Origin of the sequence: Thermoanaerobacter sp. X514, assembly GCF_000019065.1 — a bacterium.
GTDB classification, from domain to species: Bacteria; Bacillota; Thermoanaerobacteria; order Thermoanaerobacterales; family Thermoanaerobacteraceae; genus Thermoanaerobacter; species Thermoanaerobacter pseudethanolicus.
The window spans coordinates 1,940,987-1,966,013 of sequence record NC_010320.1 but is presented as its reverse complement, the minus strand read 5'-3'; the positions used below and the strand labels follow the sequence as shown (position 1 = coordinate 1,966,013).

The 25,027-nt window shown below is 36.1% G+C and carries 27 protein-coding genes and 1 riboswitch; of the genes, 26 read left to right on the top strand and 1 reads right to left on the bottom strand.

Annotated features, from left to right (window positions below):
- Window positions 1-358 precede the first annotated feature (358 nt).
- The 15 genes from ytaF (at window position 359) to TETH514_RS09765 (ending at window position 13,457) form a co-directional block, all read left to right on the top strand.
- Window positions 359-982 (top strand): sporulation membrane protein YtaF, encoded by a 624-nt coding sequence (ytaF, locus tag TETH514_RS09835; protein WP_009052523.1) that lies wholly within the window; start codon window positions 359-361, stop codon window positions 980-982.
- A 496-nt stretch (window positions 983-1,478) separates the two neighbouring features.
- The gene (gene eutM / locus TETH514_RS09830; protein WP_003870135.1) at window positions 1,479-1,760 is read left to right on the top strand and encodes an ethanolamine utilization microcompartment protein EutM; all 282 of its coding nucleotides are present in this window, start codon (window positions 1,479-1,481) and stop codon (window positions 1,758-1,760) included.
- Between the two features lie 36 nt (window positions 1,761-1,796).
- Entirely contained in the window at window positions 1,797-2,594 is a 798-nt protein-coding gene (pduB, locus tag TETH514_RS09825) for a propanediol utilization microcompartment protein PduB (protein WP_003870136.1), read from the top strand.
- A 63-nt stretch (window positions 2,595-2,657) separates the two neighbouring features.
- Window positions 2,658-4,322, top strand: coding sequence for a propanediol/glycerol family dehydratase large subunit (locus TETH514_RS09820; protein WP_009052522.1), 1,665 nt, complete (start codon window positions 2,658-2,660; stop codon window positions 4,320-4,322).
- A 33-nt stretch (window positions 4,323-4,355) separates the two neighbouring features.
- The gene (locus TETH514_RS09815; RefSeq protein ID WP_003870138.1) at window positions 4,356-5,045 is read left to right on the top strand and encodes a propanediol/glycerol family dehydratase medium subunit; all 690 of its coding nucleotides are present in this window, start codon (window positions 4,356-4,358) and stop codon (window positions 5,043-5,045) included.
- Window positions 5,035-5,559 (top strand): diol dehydratase small subunit, encoded by a 525-nt coding sequence (locus TETH514_RS09810; protein ID WP_003870139.1) that lies wholly within the window; start codon window positions 5,035-5,037, stop codon window positions 5,557-5,559. Before TETH514_RS09815 ends, TETH514_RS09810 begins: the two co-directional genes overlap by 11 nt.
- 20 nt (window positions 5,560-5,579) lie before the next feature.
- The gene (locus tag TETH514_RS09805; RefSeq protein WP_003870140.1) at window positions 5,580-7,394 is read left to right on the top strand and encodes a diol dehydratase reactivase subunit alpha; all 1,815 of its coding nucleotides are present in this window, start codon (window positions 5,580-5,582) and stop codon (window positions 7,392-7,394) included.
- Window positions 7,391-7,756 (top strand): glycerol dehydratase reactivase beta/small subunit family protein, encoded by a 366-nt coding sequence (locus TETH514_RS09800; RefSeq protein ID WP_003870141.1) that lies wholly within the window; start codon window positions 7,391-7,393, stop codon window positions 7,754-7,756. The genes TETH514_RS09805 and TETH514_RS09800 overlap by 4 nt, the downstream gene beginning before the upstream one ends.
- A gap of 22 nt (window positions 7,757-7,778) precedes the next feature.
- Window positions 7,779-8,345 carry a BMC domain-containing protein gene (locus tag TETH514_RS09795; protein WP_009052521.1) on the top strand — a complete coding sequence of 189 codons (567 nt, stop codon included), beginning with the start codon at window positions 7,779-7,781 and terminating at the stop codon, window positions 8,343-8,345.
- Between the two features lie 4 nt (window positions 8,346-8,349).
- Window positions 8,350-9,009: a phosphate propanoyltransferase gene (locus tag TETH514_RS09790; protein WP_003870143.1), complete on the top strand. Its 660-nt coding sequence runs from the start codon at window positions 8,350-8,352 to the stop codon at window positions 9,007-9,009.
- A 35-nt stretch (window positions 9,010-9,044) separates the two neighbouring features.
- Window positions 9,045-9,881, top strand: a complete 837-nt coding sequence (gene eutJ, locus TETH514_RS09785) for an ethanolamine utilization protein EutJ (protein ID WP_003870144.1) — start codon at window positions 9,045-9,047, stop codon at window positions 9,879-9,881.
- Window positions 9,882-9,887: 6 nt separating this feature from the next.
- On the top strand, window positions 9,888-10,703 hold the full coding sequence (locus tag TETH514_RS09780) for a flavoprotein (protein ID WP_003870145.1): 816 nt from the start codon (window positions 9,888-9,890) through the stop codon (window positions 10,701-10,703).
- A 38-nt stretch (window positions 10,704-10,741) separates the two neighbouring features.
- The gene (locus TETH514_RS09775) at window positions 10,742-11,044 is read left to right on the top strand and encodes a EutN/CcmL family microcompartment protein (RefSeq protein WP_003870146.1); all 303 of its coding nucleotides are present in this window, start codon (window positions 10,742-10,744) and stop codon (window positions 11,042-11,044) included.
- Window positions 11,041-12,042, top strand: a complete 1,002-nt coding sequence (locus tag TETH514_RS09770) for a cob(I)yrinic acid a,c-diamide adenosyltransferase (RefSeq protein WP_009052520.1) — start codon at window positions 11,041-11,043, stop codon at window positions 12,040-12,042. Before TETH514_RS09775 ends, TETH514_RS09770 begins: the two co-directional genes overlap by 4 nt.
- A gap of 14 nt (window positions 12,043-12,056) precedes the next feature.
- A complete protein-coding gene (locus TETH514_RS09765) occupies window positions 12,057-13,457 on the top strand; it encodes an aldehyde dehydrogenase family protein (RefSeq protein ID WP_003870148.1) in 1,401 nt (466 codons plus the stop codon).
- A 322-nt stretch (window positions 13,458-13,779) separates the two neighbouring features.
- On the opposite strand, the gene TETH514_RS09760 is transcribed toward TETH514_RS09765, so the two are convergent.
- Window positions 13,780-15,198 carry a transposase gene (locus tag TETH514_RS09760; protein ID WP_009052519.1) on the bottom strand — a complete coding sequence of 473 codons (1,419 nt, stop codon included), beginning with the start codon at window positions 15,196-15,198 and terminating at the stop codon, window positions 13,780-13,782.
- Between the two features lie 160 nt (window positions 15,199-15,358).
- Here TETH514_RS09760 and TETH514_RS09755 point away from each other — a divergent pair, with 160 nt between their 5' ends.
- The 11 genes from TETH514_RS09755 (at window position 15,359) to TETH514_RS09705 (ending at window position 25,027) form a co-directional block, all read left to right on the top strand.
- Window positions 15,359-16,162 carry an MIP/aquaporin family protein gene (locus tag TETH514_RS09755; protein ID WP_009052518.1) on the top strand — a complete coding sequence of 268 codons (804 nt, stop codon included), beginning with the start codon at window positions 15,359-15,361 and terminating at the stop codon, window positions 16,160-16,162.
- A 58-nt stretch (window positions 16,163-16,220) separates the two neighbouring features.
- Entirely contained in the window at window positions 16,221-16,769 is a 549-nt protein-coding gene (locus TETH514_RS09750; protein WP_003870150.1) for a BMC domain-containing protein, read from the top strand.
- A 4-nt stretch (window positions 16,770-16,773) separates the two neighbouring features.
- Complete coding sequence (gene eutS / locus TETH514_RS09745) at window positions 16,774-17,115, top strand: ethanolamine utilization microcompartment protein EutS (RefSeq protein ID WP_003870151.1); 342 nt, start codon at window positions 16,774-16,776, stop codon at window positions 17,113-17,115.
- A 12-nt stretch (window positions 17,116-17,127) separates the two neighbouring features.
- Window positions 17,128-17,577, top strand: a complete 450-nt coding sequence (locus tag TETH514_RS09740) for a EutP/PduV family microcompartment system protein (protein ID WP_003870152.1) — start codon at window positions 17,128-17,130, stop codon at window positions 17,575-17,577.
- Between the two features lie 15 nt (window positions 17,578-17,592).
- Window positions 17,593-18,807 (top strand): acetate/propionate family kinase, encoded by a 1,215-nt coding sequence (locus tag TETH514_RS09735; protein ID WP_009052517.1) that lies wholly within the window; start codon window positions 17,593-17,595, stop codon window positions 18,805-18,807.
- 301 nt (window positions 18,808-19,108) lie between these two features.
- Complete coding sequence (locus TETH514_RS09730) at window positions 19,109-20,257, top strand: iron-containing alcohol dehydrogenase (protein WP_029687714.1); 1,149 nt, start codon at window positions 19,109-19,111, stop codon at window positions 20,255-20,257.
- Between the two features lie 126 nt (window positions 20,258-20,383).
- Window positions 20,384-20,576: riboswitch (cobalamin riboswitch) on the top strand.
- A 115-nt stretch (window positions 20,577-20,691) separates the two neighbouring features.
- Window positions 20,692-21,639: an ABC transporter substrate-binding protein gene (locus tag TETH514_RS09725; RefSeq protein ID WP_009052515.1), complete on the top strand. Its 948-nt coding sequence runs from the start codon at window positions 20,692-20,694 to the stop codon at window positions 21,637-21,639.
- Between the two features lies 1 nt (window position 21,640).
- Window positions 21,641-22,633, top strand: a complete 993-nt coding sequence (locus TETH514_RS09720; RefSeq protein WP_009052514.1) for an iron ABC transporter permease — start codon at window positions 21,641-21,643, stop codon at window positions 22,631-22,633.
- A gap of 4 nt (window positions 22,634-22,637) precedes the next feature.
- Window positions 22,638-23,438, top strand: a complete 801-nt coding sequence (locus TETH514_RS09715; protein ID WP_009052513.1) for an ABC transporter ATP-binding protein — start codon at window positions 22,638-22,640, stop codon at window positions 23,436-23,438.
- 90 nt (window positions 23,439-23,528) lie between these two features.
- The gene (gene cbiB / locus TETH514_RS09710) at window positions 23,529-24,470 is read left to right on the top strand and encodes an adenosylcobinamide-phosphate synthase CbiB (RefSeq protein WP_009052512.1); all 942 of its coding nucleotides are present in this window, start codon (window positions 23,529-23,531) and stop codon (window positions 24,468-24,470) included.
- Window positions 24,471-24,541: 71 nt separating this feature from the next.
- Window positions 24,542-25,027, top strand: a complete 486-nt coding sequence (locus tag TETH514_RS09705) for an ECF transporter S component (protein ID WP_009051851.1) — start codon at window positions 24,542-24,544, stop codon at window positions 25,025-25,027.

Here is a 25,027-nt window from a genome sequence, read left to right as displayed (position 1 = left end):
CAAGGGGCAGGCTTCGCCTGACTTAAACCCTTGACAAATCACGACCTTCGCTCAATTTGTTAACTAAGATGGGCTTAAGGTTATATATGATTTGTTCCAAATCCTATATCTACATGATTTTCATTAGGTGTTGCATTTAATATTGCAATTTATAAATATAATTTTGTTAAAAGTTTCAGAGAAAAAATAGAAAGCTTTTAAAAGATGAAAATGAAAAATTTCATATTAAAATAAATTATTTCCAAAATTTATAATTTTATCAAGATAAAAACCAGGAGTATCTTAAAAATAACCATTTTTAATGTTAATCAACAGTGCCATTTTTTAAATTAATTCGATAGAAAGGAATGTATAAAATATGAAATGGCTAATTATTTTAGGCCTTGCAATATCAGCAAGCATAGACAACTTTGGTGTAGGCCTTTCTTATGGCATACGAAATATACGAATAAGTTTTTTCTCTAATGCTATTATCGCAATAATAGCTTTTTTGTTCAGTATATCTGGGATTATCTTTGGCAAATGGTTAAATTCAGTACTGCCTGGGTCACTTTCTATTTTTGTAGGGGCTTTTTTGCTGTTTATAATCGGACTTAGAATTATTTTACTAGCCGTACCTCGCAAGTCAGTTAACAAAAAGGTAAGACAGTCAAAATATAATTCTATAAAAGACATTTTAGAAAGTCCCGAAATTGTAGATTTGGATAAATCAGGAGAAATCAGTTTGATTGAAGCAATTCTTTTAGGAATAGCCCTTTCAGCAAATGCTCTTACCAACGGTTTGGGTGCAGGCATTTTAAGCTTTTCTCCTTTTACTATATCATTAACTACATCAATTGGAAGCTTTATTTCTGTTTGGGTAGGTGTAAAATTAGGAAAAAGAGTTGCGGAAATACGGATAGGTTCTTTTACACTTAGTCAGTTTGGAACACTGATAAGTGGTATTATTTTACTATTTATAGCAATTAGTACTTTGTTTTAATTGACAATATTAAATTAACGTTATTCCATTAATATTAATAATTTTTTAATAAATGAAATAAGATGTTTTTTAGTGCTTTTTTCTTATGTCCCTTATTACAAAGGGATTTTTTTACATTTAATATATATATTTTTTCATTAAAATAATGCGAGGACGCCAATTAATAGTCAAAGAGATCTATTAGATACTAGTTATAAAGTTTCTAGTTTTTAATAAATATATAATTTTATGTATAATTTCTGTTAACGCGATGTTAAATTTCTATGCAAAAGATTAGAACTCATTCTGGTGGGATGTCAAAAAAGAACATCTAGAAGTCAAAAAAATTCTATTACAGTTATAATACTTAATTAGTAATTTTTTCTATAAAATTAATTCATCTATTTATTACAGTGGATATGTCATTTTTATTAAGAGGTAATTTTGTTATTAAGGCGAATTATAAATAAAGAAAAATAAAATATTAAAAAACAAACTATTATGGAGGTGTCTTTTAATGACAGGTGAAGCATTAGGAATGGTAGAAACAAGAGGATTAGTACCAGCAATTGAAGCTGCAGATGCGATGGTAAAGGCAGCAAACGTAAAACTAGTTGGTTATGAAAAAATAGGGTCAGGATTAGTAACTGTAATGGTAAGAGGAGATGTAGGGGCGACTAAGGCTGCTACTGACGCAGGGGCAGCAGCAGCAAGAAAAGTTGGTGAGGTTGTATCTGTCCATGTAATTCCAAGACCTCACGCAGATGTTGAGAAGATTCTTCCTAAAGCTGAAGAGTAAAAATTTTATGTGAAAGAAAGGAGGTACTAGGATAATATGGATGAACAAGTAATCAAAAAAGTAGTCGAAGATGTATTGAAAAAAGTAGGAATAGAGCAAAAAGAAGAAAATAAAGCAAATAGAGGAGAGCCAGTAATTACAAATCCAGGCTTGACTGAATTTGTAGGTACTGCACTAGGTGACACAATTGGATTGGTAATTGCAAATGTGGATGCTTCTTTGCATGAGAAAATGGGAATTGACCCAAAGTATCGTTCTATAGGAATAATTGGTGGTCGTACAGGAGCAGGACCACAAATAATGGCTGCGGATGAAGCAGTAAAAGCTACAAACACAGAAGTAGTTGCTATTGAATTGCCAAGGGATACGAAAGGTGGCGCTGGACATGGGAACCTTATCATCTTCGGTGCAGAAGAAGTCTCGGATGCAAGAAGAGCAGTAGAGGTTGCATTGAAAGAGCTGAGACGCACCTTTGGCGATGTATATGTAAACGAAGCTGGACATTTAGAATTCCAGTATACTGCAAGAGCAAGCTATGCATTGCAAAAAGCATTTGGAGCTCCGTTAGGAAAGGCATTTGGATTGATTGTGGGAGCACCAGCTGCAATTGGAGTATTATGCTGTGATACTGCTGTAAAGGCAGCAGAAGTAGAAGTTATTGGCTATGCTAGTCCAGCAAAAGGTACCAGTATGACAAATGAGGCGATATTATTTATTTCAGGAGATTCTGGAGCAGTGAGACAAGCTATTATTGCTGCAAGAGAAGTGGGATTGAAGCTTCTAAGTACACTTGGAGAGGCACCAAAATCTCTGAGTGGTGAACCTTATATTTAACTCATCCATATATCTAACTTCGCACGATAGCGAAACAAATTTGAAAGAAAAGAGGGAGTGAGAATGAGGTCTAAGCGATTTGAAGTATTAGCTAAAAGACCTGTGAATCAAGACGGTATTATAGCAGAATGGCCAGAAGTAGGCTTGATTGCTGTAAACAGTCCTAATGATCCTAAACCAAGCATTAAAATAGAAAATGGTAAAATTGTTGAAATGGATGGTAAAAAACGCGAAGAATTTGATATGATTGAGCAGTTTATCGCAGATTACGCAATCAACATAGAAATGGCTGAAAAGGCTATGGGGATGGATAGCCTAGAAATTGCAAGGATGTTGGTAGATATAAACGTTCCAAGAGAAGAAATAGTAAAGATTGTATCAGGCTTAACACCTGCAAAAGTAGTGGAAGTTGTCAACCACTTGAATGTTGTTGAGATTATGATGGCTATACAAAAGATGAGAGCAAGAAAGAGACCAGGTAACCAGGCACATGTTACAAATTTACGCGATAATCCAGTGCTTATTGCAGCAGATGCAGCAGAAGCAGCATTACGTGGATTTGATGAGCTAGAAACGACAGTAGGAATAACAAGATATGCACCTTTCAACGCCTTAGCATTACTAGTTGGTTCTCAAACAGGACGTGGTGGAGTGCTTACACAAGATGCGTTAGAGGAATCATTTGAGTTAACGATTGGTATGAGAGGCTTTACTTCCTATGCGGAAACCATTTCTGTGTATGGCACAGAGCAAGTATTCGTAGATGGCGATGATACTCCATGGTCAAAAGCATTTCTTGCTTCTGCATATGCTTCAAGAGGGTTGAAGATGAGATTCACTTCAGGAACAGGTTCTGAGTGTCAAATGGGATTCGCAGAAGGGAAATCAATGCTTTACCTTGAAGCACGCTGTGTGATGATAGCAAAAGGTGCAGGAGTTCAAGGATTACAAAATGGTTCTATAAGTTGCATTGGTGTTCCAGGTGCCGTACCAGGGGGCATTAGAGCTGTTGCTGCTGAGAACCTTATCACAATGATGGAGGATTTAGAAGTTGCATCTGGTAATGACCAGACATTCTCTCATTCTGATATCAGAAGAACGGCAAGAACATTATTGCTAATGTTGCCAGGTACCGACCTTATCTTCTCAGGATATAGTGCTGTACCAAACTATGATAATATGTTTGCAGGTTCTAATTTTGATGCAGAGGACTTTGACGATTATCTCATGTTGCAGAGAGATCTGATGGTAGAAGGTGGAGTAAGTCCTGTGACAGAAGATGAGGTTATTGCTGTAAGGAACAAGGCAGCAAGAGCTTTACAATCGGTATTCAAGAAGTTGAATCTGCCGCCTATTACAGATGAAGAAGTGGAAGCAGCAACATATGCGCATGGTTCAAAAGATATGCCTCCAAGAGATGTCAATGCAGATCTCAAAGCTGCAACAGAACTCATGGAGAAAGGGCTAACAGGTCTTGACGTTGTAAAGGCATTAGCGGAAAGTGGATTTACAGATGTAGCAGAAAATGTGTTGAACATGCTCAAACAGAGGATAGCAGGTGATTATTTGCAGACGTCAGCTGTTTTGGATAAAGACTTTAACATAGATTCGGCTGTAAATAATTCAAATGACTATAAAGGCCCTGGTACAGGCTTCAGGCTTTCAAAAGAGAGATGGGAGCGAATCAAGAATGTACCACAAGCGCTTAAGCCAGAAGATCTAGCCTGAAGAGTTTGATAAATAAAGGGGGATAGTGTAAGAATGGTTAAAACAGAATCATTGGTTGAGCAAATTGTAAAGGAAGTTTTGAAAAAGTTGGAAAATGTTGAAATTGCAGCTCCAGCGACACAATCATCAGATGATGCAAATCAAGAATGGGAAATGATAATTGAGGAGATAGGGGAAGCAAAACAAGGTGTAAATGTGGATGAGGTTGTAATAGGGGTTTCTCCTGGCTTTTATATAAAATTTAAGAAAAATATCATTGGTATACCACTGGGTAATATCCTTCGCGAAATAATATCAGGAATTACAGAACAAGGATTAAAAGCACGAATAGTAAGAGTGAAACACACAGCTGATGTTGGGTTCATTGCCCACACAGCTGCAAAACTTTCGGGGTCGGGAATTGGAATTGGTATTCAATCACGAGGTACGGTTGTTATTCATCAGAAAGACTTACAACCTTTGAACAACCTAGAACTTTTCCCACAATGTCCAGTTTTGACTCTAGAAACGTATAGAGCAATTGGAAGAAATGCTGCACTGTATGCCAAAGGCGAATCTCCTACACCAGTTCCTGTACAAAACGATCAAATGGCAAGGCCTAAATACCAGGCAATAGCTGCAGTAATGCATAATTTTGAAACCAAATATGTGCAAACTGGTGCTAAACCAGTAGAGTTAAAGGTGTCTTTTGCTAGAAAAGGGGGGAATAAGAGTGATAGATGAAAAGACCCTTGAAATAATAGTACGAGAAGTATTAACCAACTTGACAAGTGATAAAGGAACACAAAATCAGCAAAAAACGGCAAGCTCTTCTTTGCCAAAGTTAGATCCTAAGAGAGATTATCCACTTGCGAAAAATAAACCTGAATTAGCGAAAAGTATAACAGGCAAGACAATAAATGAAATAACACTTCAAGCTGTAAGAGAAGGCAAAGTATTACCAGATGATCTTAAGATTTCACCAGAAACCTTGTTAGCTCAAGCAGAAATAGCTGAAGCAGCAGGGAGAAAGCAACTAGCAAATAACTTTAGACGTGCAGCCGAGCTTACAAAAGTGCCTGACAAAAGAATTCTTGAAATTTACAATGCGCTGAGGCCTTATCGTTCTACTAAAGAAGAATTGTTAGCGATAGCTGATGAACTTGATAATGCATATGGGGCGAAGGTGTGTGCAGCCTTTGTAAGAGAAGCTGCGGAGGTGTATGAGAGACGTGGTAGGTTAAAAGGTATGGAATAACATGGGTGGAGGAGACAAATATGATCATTGCAGGTGTAGACATAGGGAATAGCACTACTGAGGTAGCGTTAGCAAAAGTGAACGGGGACGAAATAAGGTTTTTAGCGAGTGGTATTTCAAACACGACGGGTATTAAAGGAACGCCTCAAAATGTTGAAGGTGTTCGACATGCTTTAGAAGATGCTGTAAGAAAGGCCAATTTAACTATTAAAGATATAGATTTGCTGAGAATAAATGAAGCTACACCCGTTATTTCAGATATTGCGATGGAAGCTATTACTGAAACAATAATCACAGAATCTACAATGATAGGTCACAATCCCACAACTCCGGGAGGGGTGGGGCTGGGGATAGGTATTACTATCCCCATCTTTGAATTAGAAAAATGTAAACACGGGGAAGAAGTAATTGTAGTGATCCCTAAAAATGTTGATTATGAAGATGCTGCAAAGATTATAAATAATGCTTTTTCCAAAGGAGTAGAAGTAAAAGGAGCAATTGCACAAAAGGATGACGGAGTTTTAATTGCCACTAGACTTCAAAGAAGGATTCCAATTGTTGATGAAGTAAAACAAATAGAGAAAGTTCCAATAGGAATGTTAGCATGTGTGGAAGTGGCGGAACCTGGATACACAATTAAAACTCTTTCAAATCCCTATGGAATAGCATCGGTTTTTAATTTGACGGCAGAGGAAACCAAAAATATTGTACCGGTAGCAAGAGCTTTGATAGGTAACCGATCAGCAGTAGTTATAAGGACTCCAAAAGGAGAAGTTCAGGAAAGGAAAATACCGGCAGGAACCCTAATTATAAAGGGAAACAACAGAACCTTTACTGTAGACATTGAAGAAGGTGCAGAGGCAATCATGAGTGCAGTAGAAAGCACATGGCCACTTGTAGATGCGGAAGGGACTCCGGGTACTAACGTTGGAGGCTTAATTGCAAGGATAAAAGAAACCATGGCAGATGTGACAGGGCAAGACAGTTCTAATATTCAAATTCAAGATGTGCTTGCAGTAGATACCTTAGTGCGGCAAAAAGTAAAAGGCGGAATTGCAGAGGAATTTTCATCTGAAAATGCAGTGGCACTTGCTGCAATGGTAAAAAGTTCAAAATTACCAATGGAAAAGGTTGCTCAAAAAATAGAACAGGAAATTGGCATTGCTGTTGAAATAGCAGGAATTGAAGCAAATATGGCCATCATAGGTGCACTTACTACACCGGGTACAGAGTTGCCATTAGCAATACTTGATTTAGGAGGAGGTTCTACTGATGCGGCTTTAATGACTAAAAACGGGGAAGTGAAAAGCGTTCATATGGCAGGCGCAGGAGAAATGGTTAATATGTTAATAAAAACAGAACTAGGGATAGAAGATAAATATTTGGTAGAAGATATAAAGAAATATCCGGTATGTAGAGTAGAAAGCTTATTTTCCATTCGTTTAGAAGATGGAACAGTAAGATTTTTCAAAGAACCATTAGATCCAAGAACATTTGCAAGAGTGTGCTTATTAAGAGAAGATGGGCTTTTACCATTACCACCAGAGTTGAACATGGAAAAGGTAATAAATGTCCGACGAAATGCAAAAAGAAAAGTTTTTGTTACTAACGCATTACGTGCTCTTTCAAAAGTAGCTCCTGCAGGTAATATTCGACTAATAGACTTTGTGGTAATGGTAGGAGGATCAGCATTAGATTTTGAAATCCCAGAAATGATTTCTGATACATTAGCAGGCTATGGTATTGTAGCGGGAAGGGGTAATATAAGAAATGTAGAAGGACCACGAAATGCGGTAGCAACAGGATTGGTTTTGTCGAGGTGTAAAAGGAAATGAGTAAGGATGAAATAAAAAAACCTGTAGTACTTATATATTGTGATACAATAGAAGGAACAAACATATATTTAAAGAAAATTTGCGAAGGTTTAGAAGAAGAAGGCGTACCCTTTCAAATCCAACAAGTAGAAAAGGTTGAAGATTCTGTAGAGGTTTTAGCACAAAACGCTTCAAGAAATTCTAACTTAGGAATTGGGATTGGGGTTTTGAAAAATGGAGATTGTGCATTGCTGCAGAGACGTTTACCACCCAACTTGCCTATTCAGACGCTGAGAGGAGAAAAGTACGATCCCAATTTGTATAGAAATATTGGTATAAATGCAGCCAGGTTAGCCAAAAATTTACCATTAGTTTTTGCGTAAGAAAGTGAGGTGGAGAGGTGGTATGAGTGAAGCCATAGGATTAATAGAAACAGTAGGGCTTGTTGCAGCAATTGAAGCCGCTGATGCAGCAGTTAAAGCAGCCAATGTAAAACTAATAGGTTACGAATTAGCTAGAGGTAGTGGTCTTACAACAGTAAAGATAAAAGGAGATGTTGGAGCTGTGAAAGCAGCAGTAGAAGCTGGCAAAGCAGCGGCTTTAAGGGTAGGCAAAGTTTATGCAGTTCATATAATACCTCGGCCTGATAAGCAGGTAGGATTTATTGTGGGAGAAGAAAAAAACCTTACTTTATTGATGCCAGTTATCGAGAAAGAGGAAAAAGAGAAAAACGATTCTGAGCCAAAGATAAAAGTAACAGAAGGAGAGACAATAGAGAAAAGAGAAATAGAACAGAAATTTGAGAAAGAGGATAAAAGTGAGGCTAAAGAAGAAACTGGAGAAGTAGAGGAAGAAGATGATAAGGAAGGAATGGCATATACGTGCAATCTCTGCAAAGATCCTGGATGTCCACGTAAAAAAGGTGAACCACGTACACTGTGCATTCATTACAACGAGCTAAAAATGAGGTGATATGATGGACTGCCTCAATATTGAAGAACTTACCCGGATTATAATAAAAGAAATTAGGGATTATGAAGAAAAAGAAGGAGTTAAAAGTAGAAGGAAAATAGAAGTACCAATAAATGTATCAGCAAGACATGTTCATTTAAGCGAAGAACACATGGAAGCTTTATTTGGCAAGGGTTATACTCTTACTCCCATAAGAGACTTAATGCAGCCTGGTGAATTTGCTGCAAAAGAAACGGTTATAATAGTAGGACCTAAGGGTATTTTGCCAAGCGTGAGAATTTTAGGGCCAGCACGGAAGAGAACACAGGTTGAAGTTTCCAAAACAGATTGTTATACATTGGGAATAGAAGCTCAGGTGCGAGATTCAGGGAATCATGAAGGTACTCCTGGATGTATCATTGTAGGGCCAATGGGTGCGGTTAAACTTGAAGAAGGTGTAATTGTTGCCATGAGACATGTTCATATGCCAAAAAATTTAGCAGAAAAGATAGGAATAAAAGATAAAAACTTGTTAAAGGTAGAAGTAGGTGAGGAAAGGAAATTGATATTTGAAAACGTCCTTGCACGAGTTTCAGAAAAATTCGTATTAGAAATGCACGTAGATACTGATGAAGCAAACGCAGCAGGAATTAAGAACCAAGCAAAAGGGTATATCTTACTATAAGGAGGAAAACTGATTTAAAAGGGAGCATTAAAGAGATGGATACAAAAGTTGTACCTAAAATATCTGAAAAGATATGTGAGAAATTTGCAAATATTATAAACAAAAAGCCTCAAAAAAAAGGTAAAGAATACAAGATAGGGGTTGATTTAGGAACAGCAAATGTAGTTGTAGCAGTGCTAAATGAGAATAATGAACCAGTTGCAGGGGCAATGAAGAGTGCCCAGGTTGTAAAAGATGGTGTAGTAGTAGATTTTGTGGGGGCAAAAGAGATAGTGAAGAGAATGGTAGATTTCCTGAATGAAGAGTTAGAAGGGAAACTTAGAGTTGCGGCATGTGCTATTCCTCCTGGGACAGGGGAAGGAGTGTCAAAAGCAACAAAATATGTCGTAGAAGAAGCTGGTTTAGAAGTAATAAAGGTGGTAGATGAACCAACCGCAGCTGCAAAACTGCTAGAAATTATGGATGGTATAGTGGTGGATATAGGAGGAGGCACAACAGGAATTTCTGTATTGAAGGATGGGAAGGTCGTATATGTTGCAGATGAGCCTACGGGAGGTACGCATTTTACACTTGTACTTGCGGGACATTTCAACATCAGTTTTGAAGAGGCAGAGAAAATAAAACTAGATGTCCAAAGGCAGAAATTGCTGACTCCTATTTTAAAACCATGCATGGAGAAAGTAGCTGAAATTATAAAAAGGCATACTTTTTCTTTTGACAATATAGATACTATTTATCTAGTAGGAGGAGCAAGTGCATTGCATGGTTTGAAAGAAGTAGTAGAAAATACGACAAGGAAAAAAGTGATAGTCCCTCAGTATCCTATTTTTATAACTCCATTAGGCATAGCTCTTTCCTGTGAGAAGGGGTGAATTTAAATGAGTGATATTTCAATTGAAATGATAAAAAGAATAGTAGAGGAAGTTGTAAAAAAGTTTCTTTCAAAAAAAATTCTTGTAGTTTTTACTGGTGGAAAAGTAAATTTTGATATATCGCTAGACGAGCTGAAAAAAATAAAAGAAAACAGTATGGTAGAATATACTCTTGTATTTTCTAGGGCAGCGTCGCAAATTTTTAACAAAAAAATGATCTCTGACCAGCTTGAGAGTGTGGAGGTTATTGAAGAAGGTGAAGCTATAAACGCAAGAGAATGTGTTCAAAAACATAACATGGTCATTTTTGCAACCTTGACAAGAAATACTGCTTCAAAAATATCCCATCTTATTTTAGATACCCTTCCAACTCAAATTGCAATTAATTGTGTATTATCAGACGTTCCAATAGTGGCAGTAAGGGATGCTGCAGATCTAAACGTAGAGACGTGGAGAGAGTTAGGTTTTTCGAATTTCCCACCTGCTTTAAAAAATTCTTACGACAAGATTTTCAAAGACATTGAAAGCTATGGGATAGAACTTTGTAATTCATTTGAGCTGGCAAAAAAAGTACTAGGTTATCTTAATAGTAATAGCTTTTCAATTGCAGAAAAAATAAATAAAGAAGAAAAAAGCAAAAGGGAAAATTCTTACTATAATGGAGCGAAAAATATCAGATTAGAAAAGAAAATAATAACTCGAGAAGATATAATAGGGTTAAAAGGGAAGATAGATACAATTGAGATAGCAAAAGACTCAATAATAACACCGTTGGCAATGGACTTTATCCGTGACAACCAATTAAAAGTTATAAAAACATAATCTAAAAAGTAAGTAAAAAGTAAGGCGGTGTGGGTAAAGTGCAATTAGCAAAGGTGGTAGGAAATGTAGTTGCAACAAAAAAGAATGACTTTTTAATAGGGACAAAATTATTAATAGTACAGCCTATGAAGTTTATTAACAAAGCAGATGAAAAAGAAGAAAGTAAAAATGGTGAACTATTAGTAGCAGTAGATACAGTAGGTGCTGGAATTGGGGAGACAGTTTTGATTGTAAGAGGAAGTACTGCAACGAGAGTTGCAGCGAATGAAAGTGTTCCTATAGATGCGGCTATAGTGGGAATTGTAGATAATATTGAAATAGAAGAGGCGAGCTTGAAATGAGGATATATACCAGAGTGGGGGATAAGGGAGAAACATCTCTAATTGGAGGCAGGAAGGTAGAAAAGTGTGACCAACGAGTTGAAACCTATGGGACAGTTGATGAGGCTATAAGTGCAATCTCGCTGGCAAGGTCGTGTGTAAAAAGGGAACAAGTAAGGGGCTATTTGCAAAAAATAGAAGAAGACTTGTTTATTCTTAACAGTGAACTGGCAACATTAGAGCCTGAAAAACTAGAAGTACGGCTTACTCAAGAAGAAGTTAAATGGGTGGAAAAGAAAATAGATGAAATTACTGAAAATATTAAATTGCCTAGGGATTTTATTTTACCTGGACCTTATTTGTCTTCCTCGTCTTTACATCTTGCGAGAACAGTTGTAAGAAGGGCAGAAAGGGAAGCTGTAAAACTTAAGAGGAGCCAAAATATAAGAGAAGAAATTTTAATGTATCTCAACAGATTATCTGATTTTCTATACTGTTGTGCCTTATTTGAGGAAACAGAAGAAATTATTAAACAGGCAGTAACTGAAATTTCAAAAAGTGTAAAAGAAAAGGTGAGCAATGAAATGAAAGAGGAAAAGATTCTATTTAAGATTGTGAAAGACATTATTCAGAAAGCTCAGGAAAAAGCAGAAGAAATAAGAAAACCTATGTGTATTGCAGTAGTAGATGAATATGGTTATTTAATAGCATTTGAGCGTATGGAAGGTGCCCTGCTAGGAAGTATTGAACTTGCTATTAACAAGGCAAAAACAGCAGTTTTGTTAAAGATGGAAACTTCTGAGCTGCATGAATTAGCTCAACCAAGTGGTGAATTATATGGGATAAATAATGCTAGTAGTTTAAATTTTGTAACATTTGGTGGCGGGATACCATTAAGGTGGGGAGGACGGTTAATAGGCGGGATAGGAGTTAGTGGAGGAAGTGTGGAGGAAGATATTGCTGTAGCAACTTCTTGTGTAAAAGAAATGGAGCACATTTTAGAAATTTTATATAAGTGAGGAGGTCTTGCAAAATGATTGATGAAAATTTGGTAGTTACTATTACAAAAAAAATATTAAATGAAATAAATTTAAAAGAAGCAGAAGAAAAAAAGGAAAAGGATAATCCGGATCTTGGGATTTTTAATGATGTTAACGAAGCAGTAGAATGTGCAAAAGAAGCACAGAAGAAATTTGCACTTATGGACTTGGAAAAAAGGGAAGAAATAATAGCGGCAATAAGAGAAGCGTGTGTAAACAATGCCCGACTATTAGCTGAGATAGCATGTAGTGAAACTGGGAGAGGTAGAGTAGAAGATAAGGTAGCGAAGAATATATTAGCTGCTAAAAAAACGCCTGGTACAGAAGACTTAAAACCAACAGCATGGACGGGGGATAGAGGGCTAACCTTAGTTGAAATGGCGCCAGTAGGAGTTATAGCATCTATAACTCCAGTGACTAATCCAACAGCTACCATTATTAACAATACAATTAGTATGCTTGCAGCTGGGAATGCAGTTGTGTTCAATCCTCATCCAAGTGCTAAAAAGACTTCAAACAAGGCAGTGGAAATAATAAATGAAGCAATTTTAAAAGTAGGGGCACCAAACGGATTAGTTTGCAGTATAAATAACCCCACAATACAGACGGCACAAAAATTAATGGAGCATCCTGAAGTAAATATGGTAGTTGTAACAGGAGGAAAAGCAGTCGTTCAGACAGCTTTGCGATGTGGCAAAAAGGTGATTGGCGCGGGAGCAGGTAATCCACCAGTAGTAGTTGATGAAACTGCAGATATAGTAAAAGCAGCACATGATATTGCATGTGGTGCAAGCTTTGACAACAATTTACCATGTATTGCGGAAAAGGAGATAATCGCTGTTGAGAGAATCGCTGATACGTTGCTTGAAAGAATGAAAAGAGAAGGTGCATATGTATTACACGGTAAAGATATTGACAGAATGACAGAACTAATATTCCAAGGAGGGGCTATAAATAAAGATTTAATAGGAAGAGATGCTCATTTTATCCTATCGCAGATAGGTATCGAAACAGGTAAGGACATAAGATTAGTAGTAATGCCAGTTGATGTTTCACATCCCCTTGTATACCACGAACAGCTCATGCCAGTAATCCCTTTTGTAACAGTACCTACTGTAGAAGAAGCTATAAATCTTGCTGTAAAAGCAGAAGGTGGTAATAGACATACTGCAATGATGCATTCAAAGAATGTAGAAAACATGACTGCATTTGCAAGAGCTATCCAAACTACCATCTTTGTTAAAAATGCTCCTTCATATGCGGGGATAGGGTTTGGAGGAGAAGGATATACAACATTTACCATTGCAGGACCTACGGGTGAGGGTTTGACTTCAGCAAGAACATTTACCAGACAAAGAAGATGTGTGTTAGTTGATGCTTTTAGGATAGTTTAAAGTATAGGCGAAAAATTGAGAGGGGGGAGAAAAACGGTCTCATCTTCCAACTGGTTAAGAAACTTGCAGATAAGATTGTAAAAATGATTATTTAATTCTAAAAACAACAAAAAATAAATTATTAGGTGATTGCAAAATGAGATAAATATTAGAGTAAAAAAGTTACATTACAAGGAACAAAATAAAGAAATTACATTTTAAAGGCACACTCAAGACGGAAAAAGAGAAATGGAAGAAAGATACAAATTCAAAAAAGACAATACTTAACACACCTTTTTAATGTAAAAAGATGACAAACAAATCAAATCATAAGAACAAGTTATCAAGCCAAAAGTTTTTTCAAAGATAAAGGATGTTCAAAAGTACCAAGCTTTGCAGTAATAATTAAACCAATATGTTGAGTGATAGCCCCAAGAAAAACATCAGCTTTGATTGACCTGGTATTTATGAGTTTAAAGCTATCAACAGCGATAGAACTTTTTAAAAGAGAAATAGATTTTTCAATAATAGGGCGTTTTTCATAAAGTTTGGACCACTTTTTAGAGTTACGAGGGACAACAGTATTTTTTCTAAAATCAATATCAAGGGTAGTATAGAATATTCTGCCACATTTAGAAGAGGTACAGGGGTTATCACATTGAAGGATATAAGTAGTTTTACCATTTAGTCTAACTTTTTTGGACATAGGGCAAAGCCATTTAATTCTGGTAGCTCTACCTTTTTCCCGAACGATGCCATCATAGGACATTTTAAGAGAAGGGTCACGGGGGCAGGTAGGGATACCATCAGAGTTAAAAGTAGGCTGAGGTAAGTTTTTAGAATTTCGAGGGTTAATAGGGATAATAGGGATTATGCCAAGCTTTGAGAACAAGTATTTATAATTATCAAAAGAATCAAACCCAGCGTCACCTAAGAAGTATCTATAAGAGAAATTAGGATGTAAATTAAAGAATTCCTTAAGAGAAGGGATTAAAGTTTTAGAATCGTACAAATCTTTAGACTCGGCAGCAGATTTAGCAGTATTGACATTTAAAGAATCATCGTCATAGAAACTAATATGCTGAATAATGCCTAAGCCATTAGTGAGGATGGTAGCTTTGATAGAGTAACAATAATGGCCATTAATATAAGAGAATTTAGCATCAGGATTAGAGTGAGCGAACTTAGGCATTTTAGAACAAGCATAAGAGTGGGCATCAAAATCAGGATTAGATTTAGAGAACTTTTTAATATTTCTATAAAGGGAATCAAAGAACTTAGGATTATTTTCTCTGACATAAGGTTCAAAGCCAGTAGTATCAGCGATGAGGATATTAGAAAGTGAAGGATTAATAGCCTGACAAATAGGCTCAGTTAAATTAACAAGATTATTGAAGAAATTCTCCAAATCTTTGAGGAAAATGGATTTAAATCTAGAGAATTGAGAAGGATGAGGGACTCTTTTAAAGCCACAAAGCTCTCTTAATTCTTTAGATAGTTTAAGAACATGTGCAAGGAGTTGAACAGTAGGGATAGAGAGAATTTTTTGGATAATCAAAGCAGTGAGCATAGATTCAAGAGAAAAATCTCTATGACGTCCAAAGTGGGAATAATAGTGGGCATAAAAAGAAGATGGAATAAGTTCAGATAAATCAACAAAGGAATCAAAGAGTTTAATAAACTTGGGTTTATCTTCTTCAAAGAAGGATTGAACATCATCGTAAATATCGGAGAGAGAAAGTTGTTTAGCTTTGATTTTCATAGGATTTCCTCCATTTCTTTTTGGGATTTGGTTCTCTATATAAATTCGACGAAAGTGGAGGAATTCCTTTGAAAATATATAGCAGAATCCCTTAATCCATAAGGATTTTGGGATTCTGCAAAGACCTAAATAAATTATCGTAGGGAGGGAGAAATAATTTATGAAAAGAGAAAATTTAAAAGGGGAGCTTTTATCAGAATTTTTAGGAACCTTGTTGTTGATTATGCTAGGTTGTGGAGTTGTGGCTAATGTTCTTTTTGCACCACGGCTAAATGGTTTTGGAATTTTCAAAACAGGTGCAGGTTACGATTGGAATGTGATAGCTTTTGGGTGGGCAATGGCAGTGACGATAGCAGTATACGTAGCAGGAGGCGTAACTGGTGCACATCTTAATCCAGCAGTAACATTAGCAGCAGTAGTAAGGAGGGGCTTTCCGCTAGGAAAAGCGATAGCATATATGATAGTTCAAGTAGCAGGAGCATTCTGCGGTGCTGGTTTAGCATATGTAATATATAGAGGCAATTTTATAAAAGATGGATATATGAATATATTCTATACAGGAGCTGCTAACGACAGCTATACACTTGCTAATTCGTTCTTAGTCGAGATGATAGCTACTGCAGTCCTGGTATTAGGAATATATGCAGTAACTGATGTACAGTATAATATAGGTATGGCAGCAAACCTTTGGCCAGTAGGAGTAGGCTTTATAATACTGATGATAGGATTATGTTTAGGTGGGCCAACTGGTTATGCGATTAATCCAGCCCGTGATTTTGGTCCAAGAGTATTTGCAGCATTAATAGGAGACAAGGCAGCATTTTCTGGAGCTTATTGGCTACTTGTTCCAATAATAGGACCATTAGTAGGTGGTGTATTGGGAGCAATTATTTATGATTACTGCATAGCTCCAAATCTGCCGAAGAAAAGAGAAGAATTAGCGGAAAAAGAAAGTGTAAATTAGAAAAAACCCAAATTTACATTTGATGGAAGATGAGACCGTTTTAAAAGGAGGATTTTTTATGCGGGCGATTGGATTGTTAGAGTTTAAAGAAATAACGAGAGGAGTATACGCAGCTGACGTGATGCTAAAAGCTACTCCTGTAGAATTACTATTAATTGATAATATATGTCCTGGAAAGCTGATTGTGTTGATTGAGGGAGAGGTAAGCGCGGTAAAAAATGCAATATCTAGAGGTAAAGAAGTGTTTAGTGAAGGAGTAATAGAAGAAGTTGTTTTAACAAATCCTCATCCGTCTTTAAGTACGGTATTCCCACGAAAAAAGCAATCAAAAAAGTTGAACTATAATTCAATAGGAATTATTGAAACATTGTCAGTTTCTTCGGCTATAAAAGCTGCAGATAAGGCAGCAAAAGGAGCAAACGTTGAGATAATTGATATTAAAATAGCAAGATTTTTAGGAGGAAAAGCTATAGTTGTTTTAGGTGGTGAAATAAGTGCAGTTAAAGTAGCAATAGATGCAGGAATAAGTGCTGTGCAAAAGGGAAAATTGGTTTCCTCAACTGTTGTTGCTAATATTAACGAAAAGTTATTAGAAATGTGGGTGTAAATAAATGATGGAAGAAAAACAGAGAATCATTCAGGAGTATGTTCCTGGCAAACAGATTACACTTGCTCATATAATTGCAAGCCCTCAAATAGAGTTGTGCGAAAAACTAGGAATAGAGAAAAAAGAAGCGATTGGAATTATGACAATTACTCCAGCGGAAGGTGCAATAATTGCAGCCGATATTGCTCTGAAAACTTCCACAGTAAAGATAGGTTTTTTAGACCGTTTTAGTGGTTCTTTGGTAATTATAGGTAATATTTCAGCAGTGGATGAAGCAATTCATCGAATAATGAATACTCTTGTGAGAGTTTTGAACTTTTCTCCGTGCCCTATAACAAAAAGTTAAAGGTAGAGAGTAATGAGTAAGAAAATAGTATTTGTAGGACCAGTAGGTGCAGGCAAATCTACATTGATAGCAAATCTTAGAAAAAGCGAAAATCATGTTTTAAAGACACAAACTATAACTTATATGGGAGAATTTGTAGATATTCCCGGTGAATATATAGAGATACGAAAATTCAATTATGCAGTTATAAATGAAATCTTAAGTGCCAAAGCAGTGGTTATTGTTCAGGATGCGACAAGCAGTAAAATGGCAGTACCACCTGGTTTTTGCAGTACATTTGAAGGCAAAAAAATCTTTGGAGTAGTAAATAAAATAGATATAAAAGGAGCTAATCCTTTAAAGGGAAAAAAGCTATTACTTGAAAGCGGAGTTAAAATGGAAAATATTATTTTCGTTTCAGCAATAACGGGTGAAGGGATGAAGAAACTGGAAGAAACAATTAACAAAATATTGAAGGAATGAATGGAGGAAGCTTTGATGAAGATATTGGTCCTTAACTGTGGAAGTTCATCTGTAAAATACCAACTAATTGAAACAGATAATGAGTTGGCATTAGCAAAAGGAATTATTGATAGAATAGGTTTGAATGACTCAACGGTAAAATATAGTTCATTAAATGGAGAATGTGCAACTACTGAGCAGATCCAAAATCATGAAGAAGCGATTCAAAAAGTTTTGCAACTTATTACAGATCAATCAATAGGAGTATTAGGCAGCTTGGATGAAATTGATGCTATTGGCCATCGCATTGCTCATGGAGGAGAATACTTTACAAAACCCACCCTTATTGATGAAACATCGAAAAGATTACTTAAAAAGTGCATAGATTTAGCCCCATTGCATAACCCTGCTAATATAAGGGGGATAGAAGCCTGTGAACACAAGATACCTGGCAAACCCAATATAGGAGTTTTTGATACCGCATTTCATCAAACTATCCCAGAATATGCATATTTATACCCTTTACCGTATGAACTGTATGAAAAACACAAGATAAGAAGATATGGATTTCATGGAACTTCGCATAAGTATGTAGCATTAAAAGCTGCAGAATACTTGAATAAAAGAGTAGAAGAGTTGAATTTGATAACCTGTCATTTAGGAAATGGAGCAAGTATCTGTGCTATAAAAAAAGGGAAGTCTTCAGATACGAGTATGGGTTTTACACCTTTAGAAGGTTTAATGATGGGAACACGGAGCGGCTCAATTGATCCTGCAATTGTTATATATCTTATGCAAAAGGGAAATATGAGTGTTGAAAAGGTGAATGAGATTTTAAATAAAAAGTCTGGGTTGTTGGGGATTTCAGGGGTAAGCAATGATCTAAGAGATATATTGAAGGCAGCAAACAACGGAAATCAACGAGCTCAAATTGCTATAGAAATGTTTTGCTATAGAGTAAGAAAATATATTGGTGGATACATGACAACTCTAGATGGAGTGAATGCTATTGTCTTTACGGGAGGAATTGGAGAAAATAGCCCAGAAGTAAGAGAAAGAACTATAATTGGGTTAGAATGGATTGGTATAGAATATGATAAAGAAAAGAATTATAGCCATAAAAAATGCGATCAAATTGTAGAAATAACAAAACCAAATTCGAAAATTAAGGTGCTTGTAATTCCTACAAATGAAGAACTCATGATTGCTAAGGAAACTGCGGAAGTAATGAGCTTTTTTGATAACAAATAATCTTTGTTCTTCCTGTATATATAGTGGATTTAGTGGATTGTAAAACCAAAAAAACAACACAAGAAATTAAAAATACAAAAAGTCAAAGACCAAAAGTAAAAACTTTGCATACCGGCTTATTAGCATTTTTGAGAACATAGTCATCTTTAAACTAAGTATGTTGACTGACTTGTTTACAAAAATTACAGTTATAAACTAGGAGAGTATTCTTATTTATTGATTGAGGAAGGATTGTATTTTCTATAAACTTTAAAAAAGTTTTTGATATGAGGTGATAAATGTGAAAATATTTAAATTCCATATGCCCCCTATAAATTTAATAGGTGTGGGATGTTTAAAAGATGTGGGAAGGGAGATCAAAAAATTAGGTTTTAAAAAAGGAATTATTGTTACAGATAAAGTACTTGTCAGAGCTGGGCTTGTGAATAATGTAATTAGTGTTTTAGAAGAAGAAGGAATAGAATATGTTGTCTTTGATGAAACAAAACCCAACCCTACAATTAAAAATGTAACAAATGGACTTAAGCTTTTGATAGAGAATAAGTGTGATTTTATTATTTCGTGCGGCGGAGGATCAGCTCATGACTGCGCAAAAGGGATAGGCCTCATTGCTAAAGAGAAGAATTTCATTGATGAGGTAGAGCGTCTAGACAAAGTAAAGTGTGGTGGTTGGAATAGTGCATTATTACTGCCCCTAGTTGCTATAAATACCACGGCTGGAACAGGTAGTGAAGTTACTAAATTTGCTATAATTACAGATGAAGAAAAACGTATTAAAATGCCAATTGTGGATTGGCGCATTACACCTCTAATAGCAGTAAATGATCCTCTCTTGATGATAGGTATGCCAAAATCTCTAACAGCTGCAAGTGGCATGGATGCACTAACTCACGCTATTGAAGCTTACATTTCGATTGATGCAAATCCATTTACAGATGCACTTGCTTTGAAAGCTATTGAAATTATATTCAACTACCTTAAAAGAGCGGTAGAAAATGGAAATGATATTGAAGCAAGAGAAAAGATGGCATATGCAGAGTTCTTGGCGGGGATTGCTTTTAATAACGCAGGTTTAGGTTATGTCCATGCTATGGCTCATCAATTAGGAGGATTTTACGATCTTCCTCATGGTGTATGTAATGCCGTATTATTACCTCATGTTTTGGAATATAATCTTGAGGCAGTTCAAAATAAACTTATATATATAGCGAAAGCGATGGGTATAGATGTAGATAAATTAACAACAAAAGAAATAGGAGGCAAAATTATTGAAAGCATAAACCAGCTCTCTCAAGAGATTGGTATACCATCGAGGTTAAAAGAACTGGGGGTAAAAGAAGAAGACATTAAAGAGTTATCGCAAAATGCATTAAAAGATGTATGTGGTTTTACAAATCCTAAAAAGGCAACATTAGAAGATATTATTAATATTTTCAAGTCTGCAATGTAAAAACTAGCATAAAATTTTTAGCGGGAATAAGTTAATTAAATTTTACCTTGCTTCTAAATGCCACAACGCATAGAGTTATAAATAGATTTATAAATAATGAGTAATTAAATATATAGGTGTACAAGTGAATACAAAAAATCTTATGGTCTTGAGAAGTTAAAAGGGAAAGCGGTGAAAATCCGCTGCAGCCCCCGCTACTGTGAGCGAGGATGAAGCCCTAATAAGCCACTGCTTGGCGTTCAAGAGATGTGCCGGGTGGGAAGGCAGGGTGGAAGATGAATCGCGAGCCAGGAGACCTGCCATAAGATTTCGGAAGTTCGCCTTCGGAGGGAAGGTGGAATGGAATTTTTATGCTTAATTTTGGCAAAAAAGGTCTACCTCCGTGGGGTAGGTCTTTTTTTGATACTTGAAAAATTTAAATTAGGAGGGTACTTATGAGAAGATTTAAAGGTTTACTTGCTTTATTGGTAGTCTTTGCTTTAATGTTTTCACTGGCGGCTTGTTCAACAAACAATGCTACAAAGCCACAAGATACATCTCAAACAGCAACTGAAATTGTAAAAACACAGTTTCCTTTAAAAGTTACAGACTTTTTAGGAAGAGAAGTAACTATAGAGAAAGAACCCCAAAGGATAGTTTCTCTTGCGCCTTCTACAACAGAGCTTATATATGCTTTAGGAGCAGGAAATAAAGTAGTGGGTGTTACAGACTTTGACAATTATCCACCTGAGGTCAAGGATGTACCCAAAGTGGGGGGGTTTAAAGGGCCAAATGTAGAAGCGATTACTGCTCAAAAGCCTGATATAATATTTGCTTCCACTCTTTCCGGTAAAGAGCAAATGGAATCTTTAGAAAAAATGGGTATACCCGTCGTGATGCTAGAGGCTAAAGACATTGACCAGATATACCAATCTATAAAAATAATAGGCCAAATAACAGGTACTGAGAAAAAAGGTGAAGAAATAATCAAAGAAATGCAGGACAAAATAAAAGAAATAAACGACAAAGTCAAAAACCTTCCGAAAGTCAGCGTATTTTATCTTGTCTCTCTTGACGGAAACTGGACATCTGGAAAAGGGACTTTTATTGATGAGCTCATAAACCTTGCAGGTGGCAAAAACGTTGCAGAGGATGTAAATGGTTGGGCGCAGTACAGCGTAGAAGAATTAGTCAAGAAAAATCCAGATGTGATAATAACTTCTCCTCATGCAGGGGATGTGAAAGACATTAAAAACATGGCAGGATATAAAGATACTAATGCTGTTAAAAATGACAAAGTATTTGTGATAAGCAATGACGACATAATATCAAGAGCTTCTAATAGAATTGTTTTAGGACTTGAAGAAATCGCAAAATTCTTACATCCGGAGGCATTTAAGTAAAGTGGGAGTAAAAAAAGGGATATATTTTGGTACAGCCTTTTCACTGCTTGTCTTTACCATGATTTTATCAATTTCTGCAGGGGCGGTAAAAATACCCCTGCAGGAGATTTTAAATGTTTTTTTGGGCGGTGGCAGTGAAACCTCTAGGACAATAATCCTTAATTTAAGACTTCCAAGAGCTATTGAATCTGCGATTGTAGGTATGGGACTTTCTGTTGTTGGGACATTTTTTCAAGGGCTTTTGAGAAATCCAATGGCAGACCCTTATGTATTGGGTGTATCATCAGGAGCGGCTTTTGGAGCTACTATTGCGATAATTTTGGGGCTTGGAATATTTGGACTGAGTTTTATGGCTTTTGTTACTTCTTTAATGACTGTATTTTTCGTATACACTATTTCTAAAACTGGCACAAGAGTATCCATGACCACAATGTTATTGGCAGGTATAGCTATAAGTGCTTTTATGTCTGCAATTATCTCTCTCATGATGCTTTTAAACCATGATGAGTTTTCTCGAATTGTTTTTTGGACTATGGGAGGATTTAGCCTCATAAATTGGAATAGTGTGGTCTTTACTACTCCTATAATAGTAATTGGCTCTTTTGTGATGTATGTATTTTCAAGGGATGTAAATGCGATATTGACAGGAGAAGAAGTTGCCGAACATTTAGGTGTCAACACAGAACTAGTCAAGAAAATAATTCTTATTACAGGGTCTTTGGTGACTGCAACTGCTGTGTCAGTTGGTGGAATTATAGGTTTTGTGGGACTTATTGTGCCTCATATATCAAGGCTTATTGTAGGACCTGACAATAGAATTCTTGTACCTTTTAGTGCTATATCAGGAGCGATATTTTTAACTTTTGCAGACTTATTAGCACGAATTATTTTAAAGCCAATGGAAATTCCAATTGGGATAATTACAGCAGCACTTGGAGGACCATTCTTTTTATATCTGTTAATAAAGAGCAAACAAAAAAGTGAAGGAATGTGATGATATGGCTATTTTACAGGTGGATAATTTGCACTTTTCTTATGAAGAAAAGGAAGTTTTAAAAGGAATAGATTTTACCATAAACAAAAATATGGTTTTAGGAATAATAGGAGCTAATGGCAGTGGTAAGACTACTCTTTTAAAAAATATATCAGGCTATTTAAAGCCAGCAGCTGGGGATGTCTTTATATTAGGGAAAAATATCAAAGACTTTACTATAAAAGAAAAGGCAAAATATATAGGGTATGTGCCTCAAGATATAGTTTACGACTTTGAATTTAGCTGTTATGACGTGGTAATGATGGGAAGAATTCCTTATCTTAAAAGGTTTCAGTCGGAGAAAAAAGAGGACAGAGATATTGTAAGAGAGTGCATGGAAATTACAAATACATGGCAGTTTAAAGACAAAAGTATAAAAGAGTTAAGCGGCGGTGAAAGGCAAAGAGTGTATATAGCAAGGGCATTAGCACAAAAAGCTCGAATTTTACTCATGGATGAGCCAGTTTCTCAACTTGATATAAAATACCAAGTTGAAATACTGTCTCTTGTAAAAGATTTATCCTTAAAAGGGATACTTGTAATTATTGTGCTTCACGATATTAACCTCGCTTCACAGTTTTGTGATGAGATTTTCATTATGAAAGAAGGCAAAATAATAGCATCTGGGTCTCCCAGAAGTGTTTTAACATTGAACAACATAAAATCAGCCTTTTCAATAGATGTGGAAGTGTTTGAAAATCCCATCACACATACTCCTTACGTCATTCCATCGCTAAATGGAAAGGAGCAACTCAAAGTTGTGTAAAGCTTTAATGATTGCAGGCACCCATTCAGGAGCAGGTTAAAGTATCGACATGAAAGAAGTCTATGAAATTATGGAGAGGTATAGAGATTAATGGAAGTGGTATTAGCCTACTTATTAGATTTGTTGATAGGAGACCCTGAAGGATATCCTCATCCTGTAAGAATTATAGGGAAAGTGGTATCGCATTTAGAGAGTATACTTAGAAAATATGCTAAAAGCAACAGAGCTTTAAAAATAGCAGGTTTTATACTGTGTGGACTTACAGTAACTTTGGCATTTGCAGCAACATATGTACTACTTTATATTGCAGGACTTATACATCCATATTTAAAATATGCTTTCGACGTTTTAATTATATATACCTGTCTTGCTACAAAAGACCTTGGTAAAGCTGCTGGAAGAGTATACGAAGCGTTGGCAAAGGGTGATATAGTTGAAGCAAGAAGAAGATTATCTTATATAGTCAGTAGGGATATAGATAGGCTTGATGTTGAGAATATATCCAGAGGAGCGATAGAAACAGTTGCAGAGAATATATCAGACGGTATAATAGCCCCTATGTTTTACGCGTTTATAGGAGGTGCGCCGTTGGCTGTCTTTTATAAGGCAGCAAGCACTCTTGATTCTATGGTAGGCTATGGAAATGAAAAGTACCTCGATTTAGGATTTGCTTCTGCAAAACTTGACGACATATTAAATTTTATCCCTGCTCGCATAACAGGTTTTTTGATTGTTATAGCTGCTTTTCTCTTAGGCTATGATTATAAAAATAGTTGGAGGATTTTTTTAAGAGACAGGTTGAAACATCAAAGTCCAAACAGTGCTCACGGAGAAGCAGCAGTTGCCGGTGCTTTAAATATACAACTGGGAGGGCTTAATTATTATTTTGGAAAGCCTGAAATTAAACCAACTCTTGGGGATGGAAAAGAAAAAATTACCCCCCAACACATAAAATACAGCATAAAAATAATGTATATGACTTCATTTTTAGGTCTTGTGGTGTTTTATGGGATGAAGATTTTGGTACCATAAAGGAATAACTTATAATTGCCTCAAAATATTACATAAAAACACCTAAAAATTGTAAATAGGAGGAGATTGATGTGAAAGAAAAAGCAAATGCATTAAAAAATGTTAAAACTCTTACTCTTGTTGCTATGCTTATAGCCTTAAGTGCAGTAGGTGCTCTCATAAAAGTTTTTAACACAGTTGCTTTCGATTCAATGCCAGGATACTTTGCCGCATTATACCTTGGAGGTTGGTATGGAGCCCTTGTGATAAGTTTAGGGCATATGCTTACAGCAATTACTTCTGGATTTCCTTTAGGGCTTACAAATCACATATACATAGCAGTGCAAATGGCATTATACGCCTATTTGTTTAAATTTTTTTATCGAAAATTTAACATCTATATTGCAGTAATCGCTGCTACGATATTAAATGGTCCTGTTGCAACCCTTTTGTTTGTGCCCATATTCGGATGGGGATTTTTTGCGGCATGGGTATTACCACTAACAATTGCGTCATTTGCAAATGTATTTCTTGCAGCATTGGTTTACAAAGCGATACCGAAAAGGAGTAGGGAATAA

Excerpts from the sequence above, each read along its gene's own strand:
- TETH514_RS09800 (WP_003870141.1), top strand. The coding sequence starts at position 7,391 with ATGAGTAAGGATGAAATAAAAAAACCTGTAGTACTTATATATTGTGAT.
- eutS (WP_003870151.1), top strand. The coding sequence starts at position 16,774 with ATGATGGAAGAAAAACAGAGAATCATTCAGGAGTATGTTCCTGGCAAA.
- cbiB (WP_009052512.1), top strand. The coding sequence starts at position 23,529 with ATGGAAGTGGTATTAGCCTACTTATTAGATTTGTTGATAGGAGACCCT.
- TETH514_RS09760 (WP_009052519.1), bottom strand. The coding sequence starts at position 15,198 with ATGAAAATCAAAGCTAAACAACTTTCTCTCTCCGATATTTACGATGAT.
- TETH514_RS09735 (WP_009052517.1), top strand. The coding sequence starts at position 17,593 with ATGAAGATATTGGTCCTTAACTGTGGAAGTTCATCTGTAAAATACCAA.
- TETH514_RS09795 (WP_009052521.1), top strand. The coding sequence starts at position 7,779 with ATGAGTGAAGCCATAGGATTAATAGAAACAGTAGGGCTTGTTGCAGCA.
- TETH514_RS09780 (WP_003870145.1), top strand. The coding sequence starts at position 9,888 with ATGAGTGATATTTCAATTGAAATGATAAAAAGAATAGTAGAGGAAGTT.
- TETH514_RS09750 (WP_003870150.1), top strand. The coding sequence starts at position 16,221 with ATGCGGGCGATTGGATTGTTAGAGTTTAAAGAAATAACGAGAGGAGTA.
- ytaF (WP_009052523.1), top strand. The coding sequence starts at position 359 with ATGAAATGGCTAATTATTTTAGGCCTTGCAATATCAGCAAGCATAGAC.
- TETH514_RS09790 (WP_003870143.1), top strand. The coding sequence starts at position 8,350 with ATGGACTGCCTCAATATTGAAGAACTTACCCGGATTATAATAAAAGAA.
- pduB (WP_003870136.1), top strand. The coding sequence starts at position 1,797 with ATGGATGAACAAGTAATCAAAAAAGTAGTCGAAGATGTATTGAAAAAA.
- eutM (WP_003870135.1), top strand. The coding sequence starts at position 1,479 with ATGACAGGTGAAGCATTAGGAATGGTAGAAACAAGAGGATTAGTACCA.
- TETH514_RS09815 (WP_003870138.1), top strand. The coding sequence starts at position 4,356 with ATGGTTAAAACAGAATCATTGGTTGAGCAAATTGTAAAGGAAGTTTTG.
- TETH514_RS09765 (WP_003870148.1), top strand. The coding sequence starts at position 12,057 with ATGATTGATGAAAATTTGGTAGTTACTATTACAAAAAAAATATTAAAT.
- TETH514_RS09755 (WP_009052518.1), top strand. The coding sequence starts at position 15,359 with ATGAAAAGAGAAAATTTAAAAGGGGAGCTTTTATCAGAATTTTTAGGA.
- TETH514_RS09725 (WP_009052515.1), top strand. The coding sequence starts at position 20,692 with ATGAGAAGATTTAAAGGTTTACTTGCTTTATTGGTAGTCTTTGCTTTA.
- TETH514_RS09820 (WP_009052522.1), top strand. The coding sequence starts at position 2,658 with ATGAGGTCTAAGCGATTTGAAGTATTAGCTAAAAGACCTGTGAATCAA.
- TETH514_RS09805 (WP_003870140.1), top strand. The coding sequence starts at position 5,580 with ATGATCATTGCAGGTGTAGACATAGGGAATAGCACTACTGAGGTAGCG.
- TETH514_RS09730 (WP_029687714.1), top strand. The coding sequence starts at position 19,109 with ATGCCCCCTATAAATTTAATAGGTGTGGGATGTTTAAAAGATGTGGGA.
- TETH514_RS09715 (WP_009052513.1), top strand. The coding sequence starts at position 22,638 with ATGGCTATTTTACAGGTGGATAATTTGCACTTTTCTTATGAAGAAAAG.
- TETH514_RS09740 (WP_003870152.1), top strand. The coding sequence starts at position 17,128 with ATGAGTAAGAAAATAGTATTTGTAGGACCAGTAGGTGCAGGCAAATCT.
- eutJ (WP_003870144.1), top strand. The coding sequence starts at position 9,045 with ATGGATACAAAAGTTGTACCTAAAATATCTGAAAAGATATGTGAGAAA.
- TETH514_RS09770 (WP_009052520.1), top strand. The coding sequence starts at position 11,041 with ATGAGGATATATACCAGAGTGGGGGATAAGGGAGAAACATCTCTAATT.